Consider the following 14,342-nt stretch of genomic DNA (forward strand, 5'->3'; position numbering starts at 1 on the left):
GCACTCGGCCTGCTTAGCCTGTAGATCCCCGAGTCCCGTAGCGGTTCCCGGCAGGGATCGGGTTCCGGTCTCCCGCGGTGCGTTCCCACGTTGTCCAGTGATATCATTGGTTAAGTAACGTATTTATTGTAAAACGACATATTATCCGCGTGACACGCTGTATTCACTGCGGGAAACCCTCTTCGGGGCGGTTCAGTCTCGTTTTCGAGCGGGAGTCGGAGCAGCGGGAGATGGACCTCCCGCTCTGCGATCAGTGCGTCGATCGGTTCGAGGCCGCTCCGGACGTGCGACTGTCCGAGTGACGGGGCGACCGCTCCGATCTCCTCAGGGCGACGCGGAGTCCGACTCCAGCGCCGTCTCGATCTCCGTCATCTCCTCCGCTCGTCCTCGCGATCCGTCTCGATCGACCGCTCTCTCGAATTCCTCGGTCTCCAGCAGCCGGTCGAGCCGTCGCTCGAACTCCGGCTCGTCGATCTCGCCGGTCGCGTACCGTCGCCGGAGCGTCGCGATCGGGTTCTCTCCGTCGTGACTCCTCGTTTCTCCGACATTCGCACTCGTCGTCTCCGCCGGGTCCGCGGGCTCGACGAGCGGGACGTCGTCGCCGAGGAGCGCCACGAGCGGGAGCAGGAGCAGGAACCCCGTCACGAACGTCGCGGGGACGAGCACGCCGAGCTCGAGCACCGCGAAAAGCGAGGTCAGCCCGAACGAGAGCACCGCGACCAGTCCCATGAGCCGCTTCTTTTCGAACGTGGGGAGGGCAGCCATGATCGCGATCGTCTCGTCGCGGCGAAAAAAGCGTGTCGCCGCCATCGACGCCTATTCCCGTCGCGCGCGCGGACTCGTCGCCACATGCTGCGGTACGTGACGACCAATCCGGGGAAGGTCCGCGAGGCGGAGAGCTACCTGGCGGACGGCTCGGTCAGCCAACTGGACTTCGACTACGCGGAGATACAGGCGGACGAGCTCGCACCGATCGCGGCGCGCGGCGCGCGCGACGCGTACCGGGAGGCGGGCGAACCCGTCCTCGTCGACGACGCGGGACTGTTCGTCGAGGCGCTCGACGGCTTCCCCGGTCCCTACTCCTCGTACGTGGAGGACACCCTCGGGATCGACCGCGTCTGGGAGATCGTCCACGACCTCGAGGACCGCCGGGCGGCGTTCCGATGTACCCTCGCGTACTGCGACGGCGCGGGGTTCGCCGCCAGCCCCGACGCGGTCGACCGCGGCGATCGCGTCGCCGCCGCGGCCGCGGGGCCCGGCGGGGGGACCGACGACGGCGGCGAGGACGACGAGGGCGGTGGCGGCGAGGGGCGCGCCGAGTCGCTCCCCGTCAAGCTGTTCGAGGGGTACGTTCCCGGCCGGGTCGTGGCCCCACGCGGCGACGGGGGGTTCGGCTACGACCCGATCTTCGAACACGACGGCGAGACGTTCGCCGAGATGGACACGGAGCGAAAGAACGCGGTCTCACACCGCGGCCGGGCGCTGGAGAAGTTCGCGGAGTGGTATGCGGACCGCTGAGGCGTTCACCACTCCCGCGCGTCCCGGTCCGGTCCGGGGTACTCCCCGCCGACGACCTCGGGGTAGAGCCGCTCGGGCGAGAACACGCTCGCGAACGCGCGCGGCTCGCGAACGCTCACGGGGAATCGGCCCTTGAGTCCAGCGGCCGCGCCGGCGCTCGTCAGCGCCGGATCGAGGCTGATCACCTGCATCGCGCCGCCGCGGTACGCCGACGCCAGCGCCGGGTGGTCGCCCTCGGGGTGGGTGGCGGGCTCGCGCCACGCCGCCACCCGCTCGCGCCAGTCGCGGGCGAGTTCCCGGTCGGCGAGCGAGGCCACGACCGCCTCCGCGTCCGCGAGGAGGGCGTCGCTGGCGACGAGCGTCGTCCAGGCGTGTGCGCGGAGGACGTCGAGCGCGTCGCGGGCGGGACCGCCGACGAGCAGGTCCGCCGCCAACACGTCGGCGTCGGCGACGACCCGAGCGGGGCTCGGTTCGGGTCGCGCGTCGGTGCCGGCGTCGCTCATGCGTCCTCGCCCCCTTCCGTGCCCCGTTCCGCGCGCCGCTTCGCGAGCGCCCGCGAGATCGCCTCCTCGTCGACGTCGTAGCCGGCCGCGCGCTCGAACAGGTCGCCGAAGGTCATGCCCGGACCGTCGCCCGCCGCACGTATCGACCTTCCGGACGGAACCCGCGGCGCGGCCGCGCGGCGCGTCGACCGCGAATCCCCCTCGGCGACGTGGGACGCTCGTCGGACGGGGGGCACACGTCTGACGCGGATATAAGTCGGTTCAGTCGGTCGATCTCGGCAGGCGCGTCGCTCCGATCGACCTCGGGGTGGGGTGCCATTCCCCCGGTTTTTCCGACGGCGGCACGGCTCGTCGCCGCGCGCCCTACCCATGCCTACGCGTACCAAACAACGATGTGGATGGAACCCGTACGCGGGGGTATGCTCGGATCACCGTCCACGACCGACGTCGCGACCGGCGACGCGGGTCGCATGGGCTCGCTCGCCTCGGCGCACTGGGTCGGGATCGCCGCCGCGGTCGTGAGCGCGCTCGTCCACCTCGCGTTGGGGGTGGGGTTCCTCGGCGACTTCCTCGAGACCGGCCTCACCGTCTCGCTGGCGATGGGCGTCTCCTTCCTCGTCGCAGTCGCGGGGTTCCTGGTCGGCATCTGGTTCGTCCTCACCGACCGCTTCCGGCCGACCGTCTACCTGCTCGGGATCCCCTTCACCGCCGGCCAGATCGTCCTCTGGTACGCCTTCAACAGCCCCGGACTCCCCGCGCCGCCGGCGATAAACCCGCTTTCGGCGGCCGACAAACTCGCGCAGATCGTCCTGATCGCGGTGCTCGTGGTCCTGTACCGCCGGGAGTCGTGACCGAGTCGCCGCCGAGACGTCGTCACGCGATCGTACCTACAACCGGCCGCTGGCGACGAGCCAGTCGCGCGCGAACGAGGCGACGACCGGCACCGCCACCGCGGCCGTGAGGAGCCGCGAGATCCCCTGCCCCGGCACCGGCGACAGCGCCAGCCACGTCGCGAGCATCGTCGCCGCGCCGATCGGCCGACGGAGCCGGCTCGGGCGCAGGTCGTGGGTCGGGAGTCCCAGCCGTCGTCGCCGTCGGAGCCCGTAGGCGAAGAGCGGTCGGGCGCCACCGACCGCGAGGAACGCGAGCGGGGCCGCGCCGGCGACGACGGCGGCCGTCGCGCCCACGAGGACGGTCGCCCCGTCGACCTCGACGTCGAGTTCCGCGCCGAGGTCGGTCACCGCGTCGGTCGCGCGCGCGACCGCGCCGTCGACCGCGTCGCCGCCGGCGGCGACCGCGAACAGTCCGCCGGGGAGCCAGCCGCTCGCGGCCCCGCCCGCGACCGGGTCGACGACGAGGTACGCGCCGAGCAGCGCGAGCGCGGACGCGCGGAGGGTCGTCACGACGGTCGCTGCCGTCACCGGCTCCCGGCCGGCCGCCTCGCGGGCTCGGCCGGCCGCGACCCGGATCGCCGCGACCGCGACCACCCCGCCGAGCGCGACGCCGCCGAGCGCGACGAGGGGGAGCCCGGCGGCGAGCAGTCCCGCCGCGCCGATCCCGGTCGGGACCGCCCACAGCGCGACGAGCGGGAGCCAGCCGCCGTCGATCGGGAGCCGGCGGACGACGCGATCCCTCGAGGTCATCGATCCCACCAGGGGACCGCCGGGAAAACCCCTTTCGGCGGGCGGGGAGAACAGCGGCGGGACCCCTCGTCCCGTCACTCGAAGCGGTTCGGAGACAGGTACGCCGCGATCTCCGGATCGACCGCCTCCCCGGCGAGTCGCCTCGCGAGGACGTCGCCGACCGCGGGCGCGAGCGTGACGCCGAGGCCGCTCATGCCGGCGGCGAGGTGGAAGCCGTCGACCGCCGACTCGCCGACGACGGGGATCCCGTCGGGCGTGAGCGTCCGGACGCCGACCCAGTCGGCGACCACCTCGGCCCCCTCGAGCCGCGGGATCGCCGCCTCGATCCGCTCGCCGATCTCGAGGTAGAAGTCGTGGTCGACCGAGCGCGCGTCGGTCGGGTCGAGGCGCCCGGCGTCCCCGTAGCTCGCGCCGAAGCGCCCTCCGAACGCCCGGTTCCGTCCCTCGCCGCGGACGTAGCGGCCGTCGCCGAACTGAACGAAGGGGAGCGAGAAGGGGTCGTCCTTCCCGAGGACGACGACCGGCCCGCGGTTGTGTCGGAGGGGCAGCGAGACGCCGGCCATCTCGTTCACCGCCGGTGCCCACGGCCCCGCCGCGTTCACCACCGCGGCGGCCGGCCGCGTTCCAGCCGCGGTCTCGACGCCGGCGACCCTCCCGTCCTCGACGCGGACGTCCGTCACGGCGGTGCCGGTCTCGACGGTCACGCCGTCGTCGGCCGCTGTCGCCTCGCGGACGGAGTACTGGACGATCTCCGCGGGGTCGAGGTAGCCGTCGTTCGGGGTCCACATCGCGCCGGCGACCGCGTCGGGGTCGAGCCCGTGGTCGGCGAGCGCGGCCGGCTCGAGGATCGACACCTCGACGCCGAACTCCGAGAGCGCCGCCGCGGCTTCGCGAATCTCGGCCAGCTCCCGATCGGTCCGAGCGACGTCGAGCGTCCCGATCCGCTCGAAGTCGAGGGTGCCGTCCTCGATCAGCGGCTCGTAGTGGTCCCACGCGCGCTCGCGAAGTTCGTGGCTCAGCGGGTCCGGATCCGATTGGTGGCGGACGAAGATCGCGACGGAGTCGCCGGTGGTCCCGGAGCCGAGCGCGTCGCGCTCGTAGAGGACGACGGGTCGCGGGTGGTCGCGCAGGCAATACGCGAGGCTCGCGCCGACGATGCCGCCGCCGACGATGACGATCGGGTCCATCGGATTCTCGGTCTCCGCAGTCCGGTAAAAACCCCGTGTTCGGCTCGAGGAAGCCGGCGGTCGCTTGGCTGATCGAGGAAACGTCGACCGGAAGTGCGGTGGCGCGCGCCTCCGAGTGCCCGGAGGGCACGAGGAGCGCGTGCGAGGGACGCTGCGAGCGCGTGGAACGCGCGAGCAGCAGCGAGGCACTACGCGCCTCTGGCAGCCGGACGTAGTCCGGCGACGAGGCTGGGGAGGCGTGAGGCGCGGGGCTGTGCGGGGCGGGGGGGATTCAAGGGGGCAGTCGCGAGGACGAAGCACGGCGACGTAAGCAGCGTGGCGCTACGCGCCACGGGCAGCCGGCGGCTCCGCCGCCGGCGACACTGGAAGGAAGTGAGCGACTGAAGCGCGCAACGGGGCCCCCGAGTCCTCGCGACCGGGGCTTTGGCGGTGTTCATCGTGCTAGCAACGGCGTAGTACCGAGCGGCTGGGACTTTGGAGACGCTCATCACGTCGGCACCGGCCCGGCAGCCGCCGATTCGATGCCATACGGTGGGGTGGTGCTCGGGGTCGTTCCGTGACGTCGCCCGCACGACCGATCTCCGATCGGGGCGGGGACACGCTTTTGATCGCTCGGTCCGTGGTGATCCCGTGTACTCGGTTCGCGTCTCCCGGCGGTTCATCGCCCAGCACTTCCTGACCGTGCCGGACGCCGGCCCGGAAGGGGAGCTCCACTCACACCGCTTCGAGGTCGACGTCGAGGTGGCCGGCCCCGAGTTGAACGAACACGACTACCTCGTCGACATCGACGACCTCGCCGGCCGGATCGACGAACTCGTCGACGAGTACGCCGACGCGACGCTCAACGACCGCCCCCGGTTCGAGGGGAACAACCCGAGCGTCGAGCGGTTCGCCCGCGTCTTCTGTGACCGCCTGCTCGAGGGGATCGAGACCGAGGGGATCGAGACGGCGAGCGTCACGATGTGGGAGGACGAGACCGCGGCCGCGAGCTACCAGACGACCGTGGGGGAGTAAACCGAGACGGTTGCTGCCGCGATTAGCGTCTCCGAACCCTCAGTCGCTCGATCCCGTGTCGTTGCTGGTGCGGTGACCACCGCCAAAGCCCCAGTCGCTCGGCTGTACGAAGTGAAATGAACGACTGCGGTGACCACCGCCAAAGCCCCAGTCGCTCGGCGATACGCAGTTGCCGACACGGTAAACACCGCCAAAGCCCCAGTCGCGAGGCGGCCGTACGCTCGCTGCGCTCCTCACTCGGTCGCTATCGCTCCCTCGTTGCGGTGCTTGTGTCGCCTACGGCCGCCTCGCGACTGCCCCGTTGAGTCCCACCCCGCACAGCCCCGCACCTCACGCCTCCCCAGCCTCGTGGCTCACTTCGTTCGCCACGTCCCTCGCGGGCTCCTCGCGCCCGTTCGGGCGCTCGGAGGCGCGCCACCGCAGGATCGTTCGACGGCTTCCTCACCTGACTCCGCCTCGCGATCCCTCTCAGTACGTCAACAGCACGCCGACCGCCTCCTCGGGTCGTTCCTCGAGCAGTTCGTAGGCGTCGGCGGCCTCCGCGAGCGGGACCCGGTGGGTGAGTATCGGGTCGAGGTCCAGTCCCGCGAGCCGCTCCCAGGCGACCTCACGGCGTCGTTCGAGCGACCAGCGACCCCGGAGCGCCGGCTCGACCGTCGACACCTGGCTGCTCTCGATCGCGATCCGGTCGCGATGGAAGCTCCGCCCGAGGTCGAGCTCGGCAGGTTTCGTCCCGTACCACGAGCCGACGACGACACGCCCGTCGTACCCGGTGGCCGCGATCGCGTCGTCGAGGGCGTCGGGCGCACCGCTCAGCTCGTAGGTGAGGTCCCGTCCGGGCGGGTCGCCCTCGCGGAGGCGCTCGATCGCGTCCGCGCCCGGCGGCAGGCTTCGGTCCGCGCCGATCCGCTCGGAGCGCTCCCGGCGGGCGGGACAGGCGTCGACGGTGGCGAGCTCCGCGAGCGGCGAGTCCGCCAGCAGCGCCGCCGTCGCGAGGCCGATCATCCCCTGGCCGAACACGCCGACGCGCTCCCCGATTCGAGGGTTCCCGTCCATCAGGAAGTTGACCGCGGTCTCCACGGTCGGGAACAGCGCGGCCTGCGCGTCGCTGACCCCGTCGGGGACGGGCTGGAGTTCCCCCGGCGACGCCGTGAACGCGCTCGCGTGCGGCTCGAAGGCGAACACCCGTCGTCCGTGCCACTCGGGGTCGACCGCTTCGCCGACCGCGTCGACCTCGCCGACCGCGGCGTAGCCGTACGACAGCGGGAACGAGAGGTCGCCGTCGAGCGACTCCAGCGCCGGGTCAGCCGGGAGGTCCGTCGGTGCCTCTCCCCGATAGACGAGCCGCTCCGTGCCGGAGCTGATCGCCGAGACCGTCGTCCGCACGCGGACCTCGTCGCTCTCCGGAACCGGGTCCGGGACCGACTCCACCTCGACCGTCCGCGGCTCGGTGAACCGCAGTCGGCGCGCCGTCATCGCCGGGACCGACCCCGAGAGACCGGTTCGGCGCGGTCGACGGCTCGACGTCGAGGTCGATCCGTCCGCGCGATCGGCCGTGCGGCCGGATGGATGCGTGGATACATACGCTCCCCATGGGTGTGAGGACCGTAAACGTTGGCCGTGACGGTGGCCGCAGGTCGGTCGCGTCGATCGCCCGGCCGCGACGCCCCGGCCGGGAGAAGCCGGTCGGACGTCACGGTGCGGACGCCGCCACCGCATCCGCCGTCCGATCCGCCTCCCGCTCGCTCCGCCGAACGTGCGGGTCGCCGTTCCGGCGAAGCGCGTCCGACCCGTAGATCCGTCGTCGACGACGGCTACTCCGCCGACCCGGCCGGTTCCGACCCGTCCGCGAACGTCCCGGCCTCCTCGTCGAACTCCCCGTCGTACCGGAGACACGCGATCCCGTGGTCCGCGCCGACGTCGTACTCCGTCGGGTGACGTCGCTCGCAGGGGGAGACGAACGCGGCGTCGAGCAGTTCCGCGGCCTCCCCGATCCGGTCGTCGCGGAGCGCGTCGATCGCCTCGGCGACGGCAGCCTCGGCGTCGGGGTCCGAGAGCGGATCGGGGAGGCCGAACTCCTCGCGAACCAGCGCGTCGAACGTCTCTCGGGACGCCTCTGTCGGGCCGGTCGGACCGGCCGGATCGATCGCGTCGGCCGGATCGAGAGCGCCGCCGTCGACCGGCGACCCGTCGCCCTCCCTCGACGTCCTCGCGGCCGTCAGGGACGTCACGCCGTCGGCCTCCCTCGCCCGGAGTTTCAGGTCCGTCAGGGAACGCCAGGTCTCCCCGGAGAGGTCGTACTCGGCGCTCGGGACGAGTCGCGGACATCGAGTGTGAAACCGACAGCCCGAGGGGGGATCGACCGGGGACGGGACCGTCCCGGTGAGGCGGATCCCGTCGCCCTCCCACAGCGGGTCGGGTTCGGGGATCGCGGAGAGCAGCGCCTCGGTGTACGGGTGGTACGGCGGTTCGAACACCGTCTCGGTCGGCCCGCGCTCGACGAACTCGCCGAGGTACATCACGGCCACCCGGTCCGAGACGTGCTCGATCACGCGCAGGTCGTGCGCGATGAACACGTACGCGAGCCCGAACTCCGCCTGGAGGTCGGAGAGCAGGTTGAGGATCTGCGCTTGAACGCTGGCGTCGAGCGCGGACACCGGCTCGTCACAGACGATCACCTCGGGATCGACCGCGAGCGCGCGGGCGATCCCGAGTCGCTGGCGCTGCCCGCCGGAGAACTCGTGCGGATAGCGGGCCGCGTGGTTCGGCTTCAACCCGACCGTCTCCAACAGCTCGCGGACCCGCTCGTCGCGTTCCGCGCCCGCCGCGAGCCCGTGGACGTCGAGCGGCTCGCCGACGATGCCGCCGGCGGTGAGGCGAGGGTTCAGACTCGAGAGGGGATCCTGAAAGACGTACTGGAGGTCCTTCCGGCGGTCGCGCAGCTCGGCGCTCGACAGCGCAGTCAGGTCCTCCCCGCGGTGATACACCGACCCCGCCGTCGGCTCGACCAGTCCGAGCACGCTCCGGGCGAGCGTCGTCTTCCCGCAGCCGGACTCGCCGACGACGCCGAGCGTCTCGCCCGCCCGAAGATCGAAGTCCACGCCGTCGACCGCCCGCACCCGCCGCGACCGCCCGAGCAGCCGGTCGAGGAACCCCTCGGTCGAGTCGTAGTGCGTCTCCAACCCCTCGACGCGGAGGACCGGTTCGACGGCGTCGCCGTCATCGTCACTCATCGGCGGGGTCACCCCCGGCGCGTTCGTCCCGCGGTTCCTCGACCTCCACGGAGTAGTCCAGCCCGCCCGAGAGCCCCTCCGTGTACTCGAGGCAGGCGGCAGCCCGGTCGTCGTCGAGCGTCGCCGCCTCGCCGGTCTCCGGATCGACGAGCGAGGGGTGCGTCCGGGTACACGCCTCCTCGGCGAAGGGACACCGCGGGTGGAACCGACAGCCGGAGGGCGGATCGACCGGATCCGGCGTCGTTCCCGGAATCGTCCGGAGGCGATCCCGGCCGTCGCCGATCCGCGGGATCGCGCTCATGAGCCCCGCCGTGTACGGGTGTTTCGGGTCGTAGTACAGGTCCTCTATCGGGGCCGTCTCGACGGCCTCCCCCGCGTACATCACCATCGCTCGGTCGCACGTCCCGGCGATCACCCCGAGGTCGTGGGTGATGAGCTGGACCGCGACGTCGAACTCGTCGGCCAGCTCGTCGAGCAGCTCCAGGATCCGCGCCTCGACGGTGACGTCGAGAGCGGTCGTCGGCTCGTCGGCGACGATCAGGTCCGGCTCACACGACAGCGCCATCGCGATGGTCGCGCGCTGGCACATTCCGCCGGAGAACTCGTGGGGGTACTCGGAGTACCGGGCCTCCGGATCGGCGATCCCGACGCGGTCGAGCAGCCGGATCGCTCGCGTTTTCGCCGCCGCCGGGTCGTATCCCATGTGGTGTTCGATCGTCTCGGCGATCTGCTCGCCGACGGCGTAGACGGGGTTCAACGCGGCGCGGGCGTCCTGAAAAACCATGCCGATCTCGTCGCCGCGGACCGACCGGAGGGCGGACTCGTCCATCGACAGGAGGTCCTCGCCCTTGAACCGGACCTCGCCGCGTTCGATCCGGCCAGGTCGGTCGATCAGCCCGAGCACCGACCGCGCGGCCACGCTCTTTCCGGCCCCGCTCTCCCCGACGACGCCGAACGTCTCCGCGGCCTCGACCCGGTAGGAGAGGTCGTCGACGGCGGTCACGACGCCCTCATCGGTGTGAAACCGAACCGTCAGGTCCTCGACCTCCAGGAGGGCGGTCACGGCTCGTCACCTCGGCTCTCGCGGTTCTCGCCGTCGTCCCGCAGATCCCCCCGATCCCCGCGTCCCCCACGGTCCACGCCGATCCGGCGCGCGTCGAGCGCGTCGTTGATCCCGTCGCCGATCACGTTCATCGCCAGCACGAAGACGAAGATCGCCGCGCCGGGGTACACCGTCGCCCACCACGGGATCTCCCCGCCGGGCCCCTGGATCAGCGTCTCGCGGGTCGCGTCGAGCATCGTCCCCCACTCGGCGGTGCTCGGGTCCATCCCGAGTCCGAGGAAGCCGAGCGCGGCGACGCCGATCACGACGTTGCCGACGTTGAGCGACGCCAACACGACGAGCGGCGACAGCGCGTTCGGCGCGACGTGTCTGCGGATGACGCCGCGGTCGCGCGCGCCGATCGCCCTCGCCGCCAGCACGTAGTCGCGTTCCGCGATCGACAACACCTCCCCGCGAACGAGCCGGGCGTACCCGGCCCACCCGAAGAGGCTGAACGCGCACACTAGCTGCCAGTAGCCGCCACCGAGCGTGGCGACGACGACGAGCGCCAACACGAGGCCGGGGAACGCGAAGACCACGTCGACGATCCGCATCATGACCTCGTCGACCGTCCCGCCGTAGTACCCCGAGACCGCCCCGTAGACCAGCCCGAACGCCGCCGTCAGCCCGACGACCACGAACCCGATCGAGATGCTGTAGCGCCCGCCGACGAGGACCCGAGAGAACAGGTCGCGTCCCGCGCCGTCGACGCCCATCGGGAACCGCGCGGACGGCGGGTCGTACGGGCTCACGCTCGGGTCCACGGAGAGGTAGAGGATCGTCGTCGGGTCGTAGGGCGCGAGCGCGAACGGCTGGACGACCACGCCGAAGACCTCGACGGGCCGCGCGAGAAGCGAGACGAGCGCCATCGCGACGACGACCGAGAGGGCGACCATCGCCGAGCGGTCCCGTCGGAACCGTCGGAGCCCGCGTCGCCACCGGCCGGCCGCCGCGCCGTTCGTCGCCCTCTCGGCGCTTTCCCCGTCGTCGCCCTCGCCGGTCGCTCCCCGACCCTCGCCGGTCGCGCCGTCCGTCTCGCTCCACTCGGAGAGCGGATCGCGGTCGCGGACGCGGTCCGCGTCGAACCCGACGACCCGGATCCGTCCCCGCTCGGCGGTTCGACCGCGCGCTCGACTCCCGTCCGAGCCGGTCCCGCGCTCCCCGTTCTCAGTCATACCTGATCCTCGGGTCGAGCACTGCGTACAGGACGTCCGCGAGGAAGTTCGCGAGGACGACGGCGACGGCGGTCACGACCGTGATCGCCATCACGACGTTGACCTCCCGTCGGTTGATCGCCCGGACGAGCTCCGAGCCGAGTCCGGGCCAGTTGAACACGCTCTCGACGACGACCGAGCCGGCGACGATGCCGGCCGTCAGCGTGGCCGCGAGCGTGACCACTGAGACGAGCGAGTTCCGCAGAACGTGTTTGAACACGACCGTGCGCTCGGGCAACCCCCTCGCGCGCGCGGCGGTGACGTACTCCGCGTTCAGCTCCTCGACCATCGACGTCCGCATCACGCGCATGAGGCTCGCGGCCGCCGCGGTCCCGATCGTCACCCCCGGTAACAGGAGATACCGGAGCGTCTCCGGGTGATACAGCGGCAGCCGCGAGGGGGGCAACACCGGGAACAGTCCGAGGTACAGAGAGAAGACGAGGATCAACAGCAGGCCGAGCCAGAAGTTCGGGAGCGAGACTCCCGACAGCGCCAGCACGCGGCTCGCGACGTCGCCGAGCTTCCCCTTGTTCACCGCCGCGTAGATCCCCGTCGGGATCGCGATCGCGACCGCGAAGACCCAGCCGAAGAGCCCCAAGGCGATCGTCTCTGGAAGCCGTCGCCACACGAGGCCCGAGACCGCCCGTCCCGTCCGGATCTCTCGACCGAAGTCGCCGACGAGCACGTTCGAGAGCCACTCGAGGTACCGTCTCCACACCGGTCCCGAGACGCCCCACCGCTCGCGGAGTCGCGCCTCCTCGGCGGCGCTCACGTCCGGGTTCAACGCGACCACCTGCGAGACCGGATCGCCGGGCGTCAGGTGGAACAGCCCGAAGGTGACCACCGACACGCCGAACAGGACCGGGATCACGGCGAGCGCACGCCGGAGGACGAACCGTCTGAGACTCATCGTCGAGCGGACTCCGCGGTCACGGCGACTCGCCGTACTCGGCGGCCATCTCCTCGAGCAACTCCTCCGCACGCTCGACGTCGTACTCGTTCAGCGGCTTGACCGTCGCCTCGAGCGCGTCGTAGTCGGCCGTCCCCGCCCCCCGCGCGATCCGCGGGATGGGCGTCCAGGCGGGTTCCGCCCAGCCGTTCAACACGTTGTCGACGATCCGCTGACGGGGAACGAGGTGGTTGACCGCCTCCCGAAGCCGCGGATCGTCCCACGGCTCGACGTTCACCGGATACTGGAGGTAGTCGTATCCGCCGGCCTCGACGGCGTGGACGACGAAGTCGTCGGCGTCGTCGAAGTCCTCGAGCGTCCCGCTCGCGACGTCGTAGGTGAGGTCGACCTCGCCGTTCCGGAGCGCGCCCGCCCGCGTCGCGTCGTCGGGAACGACCTCCACCTCGACGGCGTCGATCGCGGGGCCGTCCGGGAACGCGTCGGGGCCGTCGAACCACGCGAACGCCTCCGCGACCCCGCGGGATTCGACCCAGTAGTCGTCGAACCTCGAGACCTCGAGGTACTCCTCGTCGACGAACTCGCCGAACTCGTACGGGCCGGTTCCGATCGGCGTGACCCCCTCGCGCGGGTCGATCCCGCCCTTCTCGACGTCGGCGATCTGGTCCGCGCTGAGGACGTATATCCCCGGCAGTTCGCGCTCCGCCTCCGCGTCGGGGACCTGCGCGTACACGTCGACGACGTGGTCGTCGACCGCGACGGCGGCGAGCACGGAGTCGAACGTCTGGGGGGCGGTCGCCGAGTTCTCGTAGTACTCGTAGCTCGCGACGACGTCCTCGGCGGTCAGCTCGCTCCCGTCGTGGAACTCGACTCCCTCGTGGAGCTCGTAGCGGAACCACATCCCGTACGTCCCGTCCGCGGCCGCCTCGCGAGCGTCCTCGGGCAGCAGGACGCGGACCTCGTCGTCGGCCGCGGGGTCGTCCTCGGGGTGTCTGGCGATCACCTGCTCGTCGGCGTCGACCGCGCCCTCCGCCGTGGTCCCCACGACGCGCATGTACTCCTCGTAGGCCGTGCGGTCGACGTCCCGAACGTCGCGAAGCTCGTAGCGCTCGGCGAGCCACGGATGGACGTTTCCCTCGGCGTCGTTGACGACGAGCCCCTCGAAGAGGAGGTTCTGAACCATCGTCGACGTCGTGTCGCTGCTGTGGGGGGGATCGAACGAGCCGGGATTCGTCGAGATCGCACCCGTCAGCGTTCCGCCCGTCACGAGGTCCGCGAGGTCCGCGTCTCCCGCCCGCCGCTCCCGGTCGATCCAGGCGACCTGCTCGTCCTGTGGCGCGTACAGGGCGTAACCGAACAGCCCCTCCTGGAACGGCCACGTCGCGAACCCGTGGACGGCCGCGTCGGTCACGGCGGTCGCCACGCTGAAGTGGGTGAAGGAGGTGTATCGCTCCTCGGCGAGCGTCCGCCAGATCTCGTCGTACGTCTCCGCGCGGAGGTCCGCGTCCTCGGCGACCTCGATCCCGTACCGGGCGGAGTCGAGCAGCTCGTCCAGCTCCGGATCGGAGATGCCCGTCAGGTTACAGCACGCGCCGACGTTCGCCGAGTTGTGGATCACGTTACAGAAGCTGTGGGGGTTGAACGTGCCGGAGAGGCCGATGGCGGGGAGGTAGCCGTTCTCCCGATACGTCGGGTTGATGACTCGGTCGAGGTACGCGTTCCACTCGTAGGTCTCCACCTCCGTCTCGAAGTAGCCGGTCTGTTGGAGCGACTCCGCGATGAGTTCGACCATCCGAATTCGTTCGTCCTTCCCGCCGGTCTCGAGACGAACCGAGAGGGGAAACAGCCCGTCGTCGTCCGAATCGGAGCCCGCGGACCCCGAGGGCTCGGTGGCCCCCTGACCACCGCATCCGGCGAACCCGGCGGTCCCCGCGGCCCCGATCGTCGCGAGGAGGTTCCGCCGGTCGAGCCGCCGACCCCCGTCGGCAGCTTCGTGTCGATTTGCCATGCCGTGAAAAATT

13 protein-coding genes and 2 pseudogenes are annotated in these 14,342 nt (G+C 71.3%); 4 read left to right on the top strand and 11 right to left on the bottom strand.

What is annotated here, in order from left to right:
• Positions 1 to 149: 149 nt before the first annotated feature.
• Positions 150 to 302, top strand: coding sequence for a hypothetical protein (locus NO889_RS02495; RefSeq protein ID WP_256410686.1), 153 nt, complete (start codon positions 150 to 152; stop codon positions 300 to 302).
• A 22-nt stretch (positions 303 to 324) separates the two neighbouring features.
• Here the strand turns inward: NO889_RS02495 and NO889_RS02500 are convergent, their stop codons facing one another.
• Positions 325 to 765, bottom strand: a complete 441-nt coding sequence (locus NO889_RS02500; RefSeq protein ID WP_256410687.1) for an SHOCT domain-containing protein — start codon at positions 763 to 765, stop codon at positions 325 to 327.
• An 84-nt stretch (positions 766 to 849) separates the two neighbouring features.
• On the opposite strand from NO889_RS02500, the gene NO889_RS02505 reads away from it, so the two are divergent.
• On the top strand, positions 850 to 1,518 hold the full coding sequence (locus tag NO889_RS02505) for a non-canonical purine NTP pyrophosphatase (protein WP_256410688.1): 669 nt from the start codon (positions 850 to 852) through the stop codon (positions 1,516 to 1,518).
• 5 nt (positions 1,519 to 1,523) lie between these two features.
• Here NO889_RS02505 and NO889_RS02510 read toward each other — a convergent pair.
• A pseudogene (locus tag NO889_RS02510) lies at positions 1,524 to 2,137 on the bottom strand (DUF7384 family protein).
• A gap of 303 nt (positions 2,138 to 2,440) precedes the next feature.
• Here NO889_RS02510 and NO889_RS02515 point away from each other — a divergent pair.
• Complete coding sequence (locus tag NO889_RS02515) at positions 2,441 to 2,872, top strand: DUF7475 family protein (protein WP_256410689.1); 432 nt, start codon at positions 2,441 to 2,443, stop codon at positions 2,870 to 2,872.
• A 36-nt stretch (positions 2,873 to 2,908) separates the two neighbouring features.
• Here NO889_RS02515 and NO889_RS02520 read toward each other — a convergent pair whose 3' ends face one another.
• Positions 2,909 to 3,664: a CDP-alcohol phosphatidyltransferase family protein gene (locus NO889_RS02520; protein WP_256410690.1), complete on the bottom strand. Its 756-nt coding sequence runs from the start codon at positions 3,662 to 3,664 to the stop codon at positions 2,909 to 2,911.
• Positions 3,665 to 3,738: 74 nt separating this feature from the next.
• Positions 3,739 to 4,851, bottom strand: coding sequence for an NAD(P)/FAD-dependent oxidoreductase (locus NO889_RS02525; RefSeq protein WP_256410691.1), 1,113 nt, complete (start codon positions 4,849 to 4,851; stop codon positions 3,739 to 3,741).
• A gap of 630 nt (positions 4,852 to 5,481) precedes the next feature.
• Between NO889_RS02525 and NO889_RS02530 the strand changes: the two genes are divergently transcribed.
• Positions 5,482 to 5,865: a 6-pyruvoyl trahydropterin synthase family protein gene (locus NO889_RS02530; protein ID WP_256410692.1), complete on the top strand. Its 384-nt coding sequence runs from the start codon at positions 5,482 to 5,484 to the stop codon at positions 5,863 to 5,865.
• A 468-nt stretch (positions 5,866 to 6,333) separates the two neighbouring features.
• Here NO889_RS02530 and NO889_RS02535 read toward each other — a convergent pair whose 3' ends face one another.
• From NO889_RS02535 to NO889_RS02560, 7 genes and pseudogenes are all read right to left on the bottom strand, one after another.
• A complete protein-coding gene (locus NO889_RS02535; RefSeq protein ID WP_256410693.1) occupies positions 6,334 to 7,341 on the bottom strand; it encodes a zinc-dependent alcohol dehydrogenase in 1,008 nt (335 codons plus the stop codon).
• A 338-nt stretch (positions 7,342 to 7,679) separates the two neighbouring features.
• On the bottom strand, positions 7,680 to 8,384 hold the full coding sequence (locus NO889_RS16490; RefSeq protein WP_417445330.1) for an oligopeptide/dipeptide ABC transporter ATP-binding protein: 705 nt from the start codon (positions 8,382 to 8,384) through the stop codon (positions 7,680 to 7,682).
• A gap of 147 nt (positions 8,385 to 8,531) precedes the next feature.
• Positions 8,532 to 9,098: pseudogene (locus NO889_RS16495) on the bottom strand (ATP-binding cassette domain-containing protein); the annotation flags it as partial.
• The gene (locus NO889_RS02545) at positions 9,091 to 10,161 is read right to left on the bottom strand and encodes an ABC transporter ATP-binding protein (protein ID WP_256410695.1); all 1,071 of its coding nucleotides are present in this window, start codon (positions 10,159 to 10,161) and stop codon (positions 9,091 to 9,093) included. The pseudogene NO889_RS16495 and the gene NO889_RS02545, both read right to left, overlap by 8 nt.
• Positions 10,158 to 11,375 (bottom strand): ABC transporter permease, encoded by a 1,218-nt coding sequence (locus NO889_RS02550; RefSeq protein WP_256410696.1) that lies wholly within the window; start codon positions 11,373 to 11,375, stop codon positions 10,158 to 10,160. The genes NO889_RS02545 and NO889_RS02550 overlap by 4 nt, the downstream gene beginning before the upstream one ends.
• The gene (locus NO889_RS02555) at positions 11,368 to 12,324 is read right to left on the bottom strand and encodes an ABC transporter permease (protein WP_256410697.1); all 957 of its coding nucleotides are present in this window, start codon (positions 12,322 to 12,324) and stop codon (positions 11,368 to 11,370) included. Before NO889_RS02555 ends, NO889_RS02550 begins: the two co-directional genes overlap by 8 nt.
• A gap of 19 nt (positions 12,325 to 12,343) precedes the next feature.
• Positions 12,344 to 14,113 carry an ABC transporter substrate-binding protein gene (locus tag NO889_RS02560; protein ID WP_379786996.1) on the bottom strand — a complete coding sequence of 590 codons (1,770 nt, stop codon included), beginning with the start codon at positions 14,111 to 14,113 and terminating at the stop codon, positions 12,344 to 12,346.
• Positions 14,114 to 14,342: the final 229 nt, after the last annotated feature.

Origin of the sequence: Halorubrum rubrum (genome assembly GCF_024494685.1) — an archaeon.
Lineage (GTDB): Archaea > Halobacteriota > Halobacteria > Halobacteriales > Haloferacaceae > Halorubrum > Halorubrum rubrum.

What these genes read in the sequence shown, in the direction of transcription:
- NO889_RS02500 (WP_256410687.1), bottom strand. Translation starts at nt 765, where the DNA reads ATGGCTGCCCTCCCCACGTTCGAAAAGAAGCGGCTCATGGGACTGGTC.
- NO889_RS02505 (WP_256410688.1), top strand. Translation starts at nt 850, where the DNA reads ATGCTGCGGTACGTGACGACCAATCCGGGGAAGGTCCGCGAGGCGGAG.
- NO889_RS02515 (WP_256410689.1), top strand. Translation starts at nt 2,441, where the DNA reads ATGCTCGGATCACCGTCCACGACCGACGTCGCGACCGGCGACGCGGGT.
- NO889_RS02520 (WP_256410690.1), bottom strand. Translation starts at nt 3,664, where the DNA reads ATGACCTCGAGGGATCGCGTCGTCCGCCGGCTCCCGATCGACGGCGGC.
- NO889_RS02525 (WP_256410691.1), bottom strand. Translation starts at nt 4,851, where the DNA reads ATGGACCCGATCGTCATCGTCGGCGGCGGCATCGTCGGCGCGAGCCTC.
- NO889_RS02535 (WP_256410693.1), bottom strand. Translation starts at nt 7,341, where the DNA reads ATGACGGCGCGCCGACTGCGGTTCACCGAGCCGCGGACGGTCGAGGTG.
- NO889_RS16490 (WP_417445330.1), bottom strand. Translation starts at nt 8,384, where the DNA reads ATGTACCTCGGCGAGTTCGTCGAGCGCGGGCCGACCGAGACGGTGTTC.
- NO889_RS02550 (WP_256410696.1), bottom strand. Translation starts at nt 11,375, where the DNA reads ATGACTGAGAACGGGGAGCGCGGGACCGGCTCGGACGGGAGTCGAGCG.
- NO889_RS02555 (WP_256410697.1), bottom strand. Translation starts at nt 12,324, where the DNA reads ATGAGTCTCAGACGGTTCGTCCTCCGGCGTGCGCTCGCCGTGATCCCG.
- NO889_RS02560 (WP_379786996.1), bottom strand. Translation starts at nt 14,113, where the DNA reads ATGGTCGAACTCATCGCGGAGTCGCTCCAACAGACCGGCTACTTCGAG.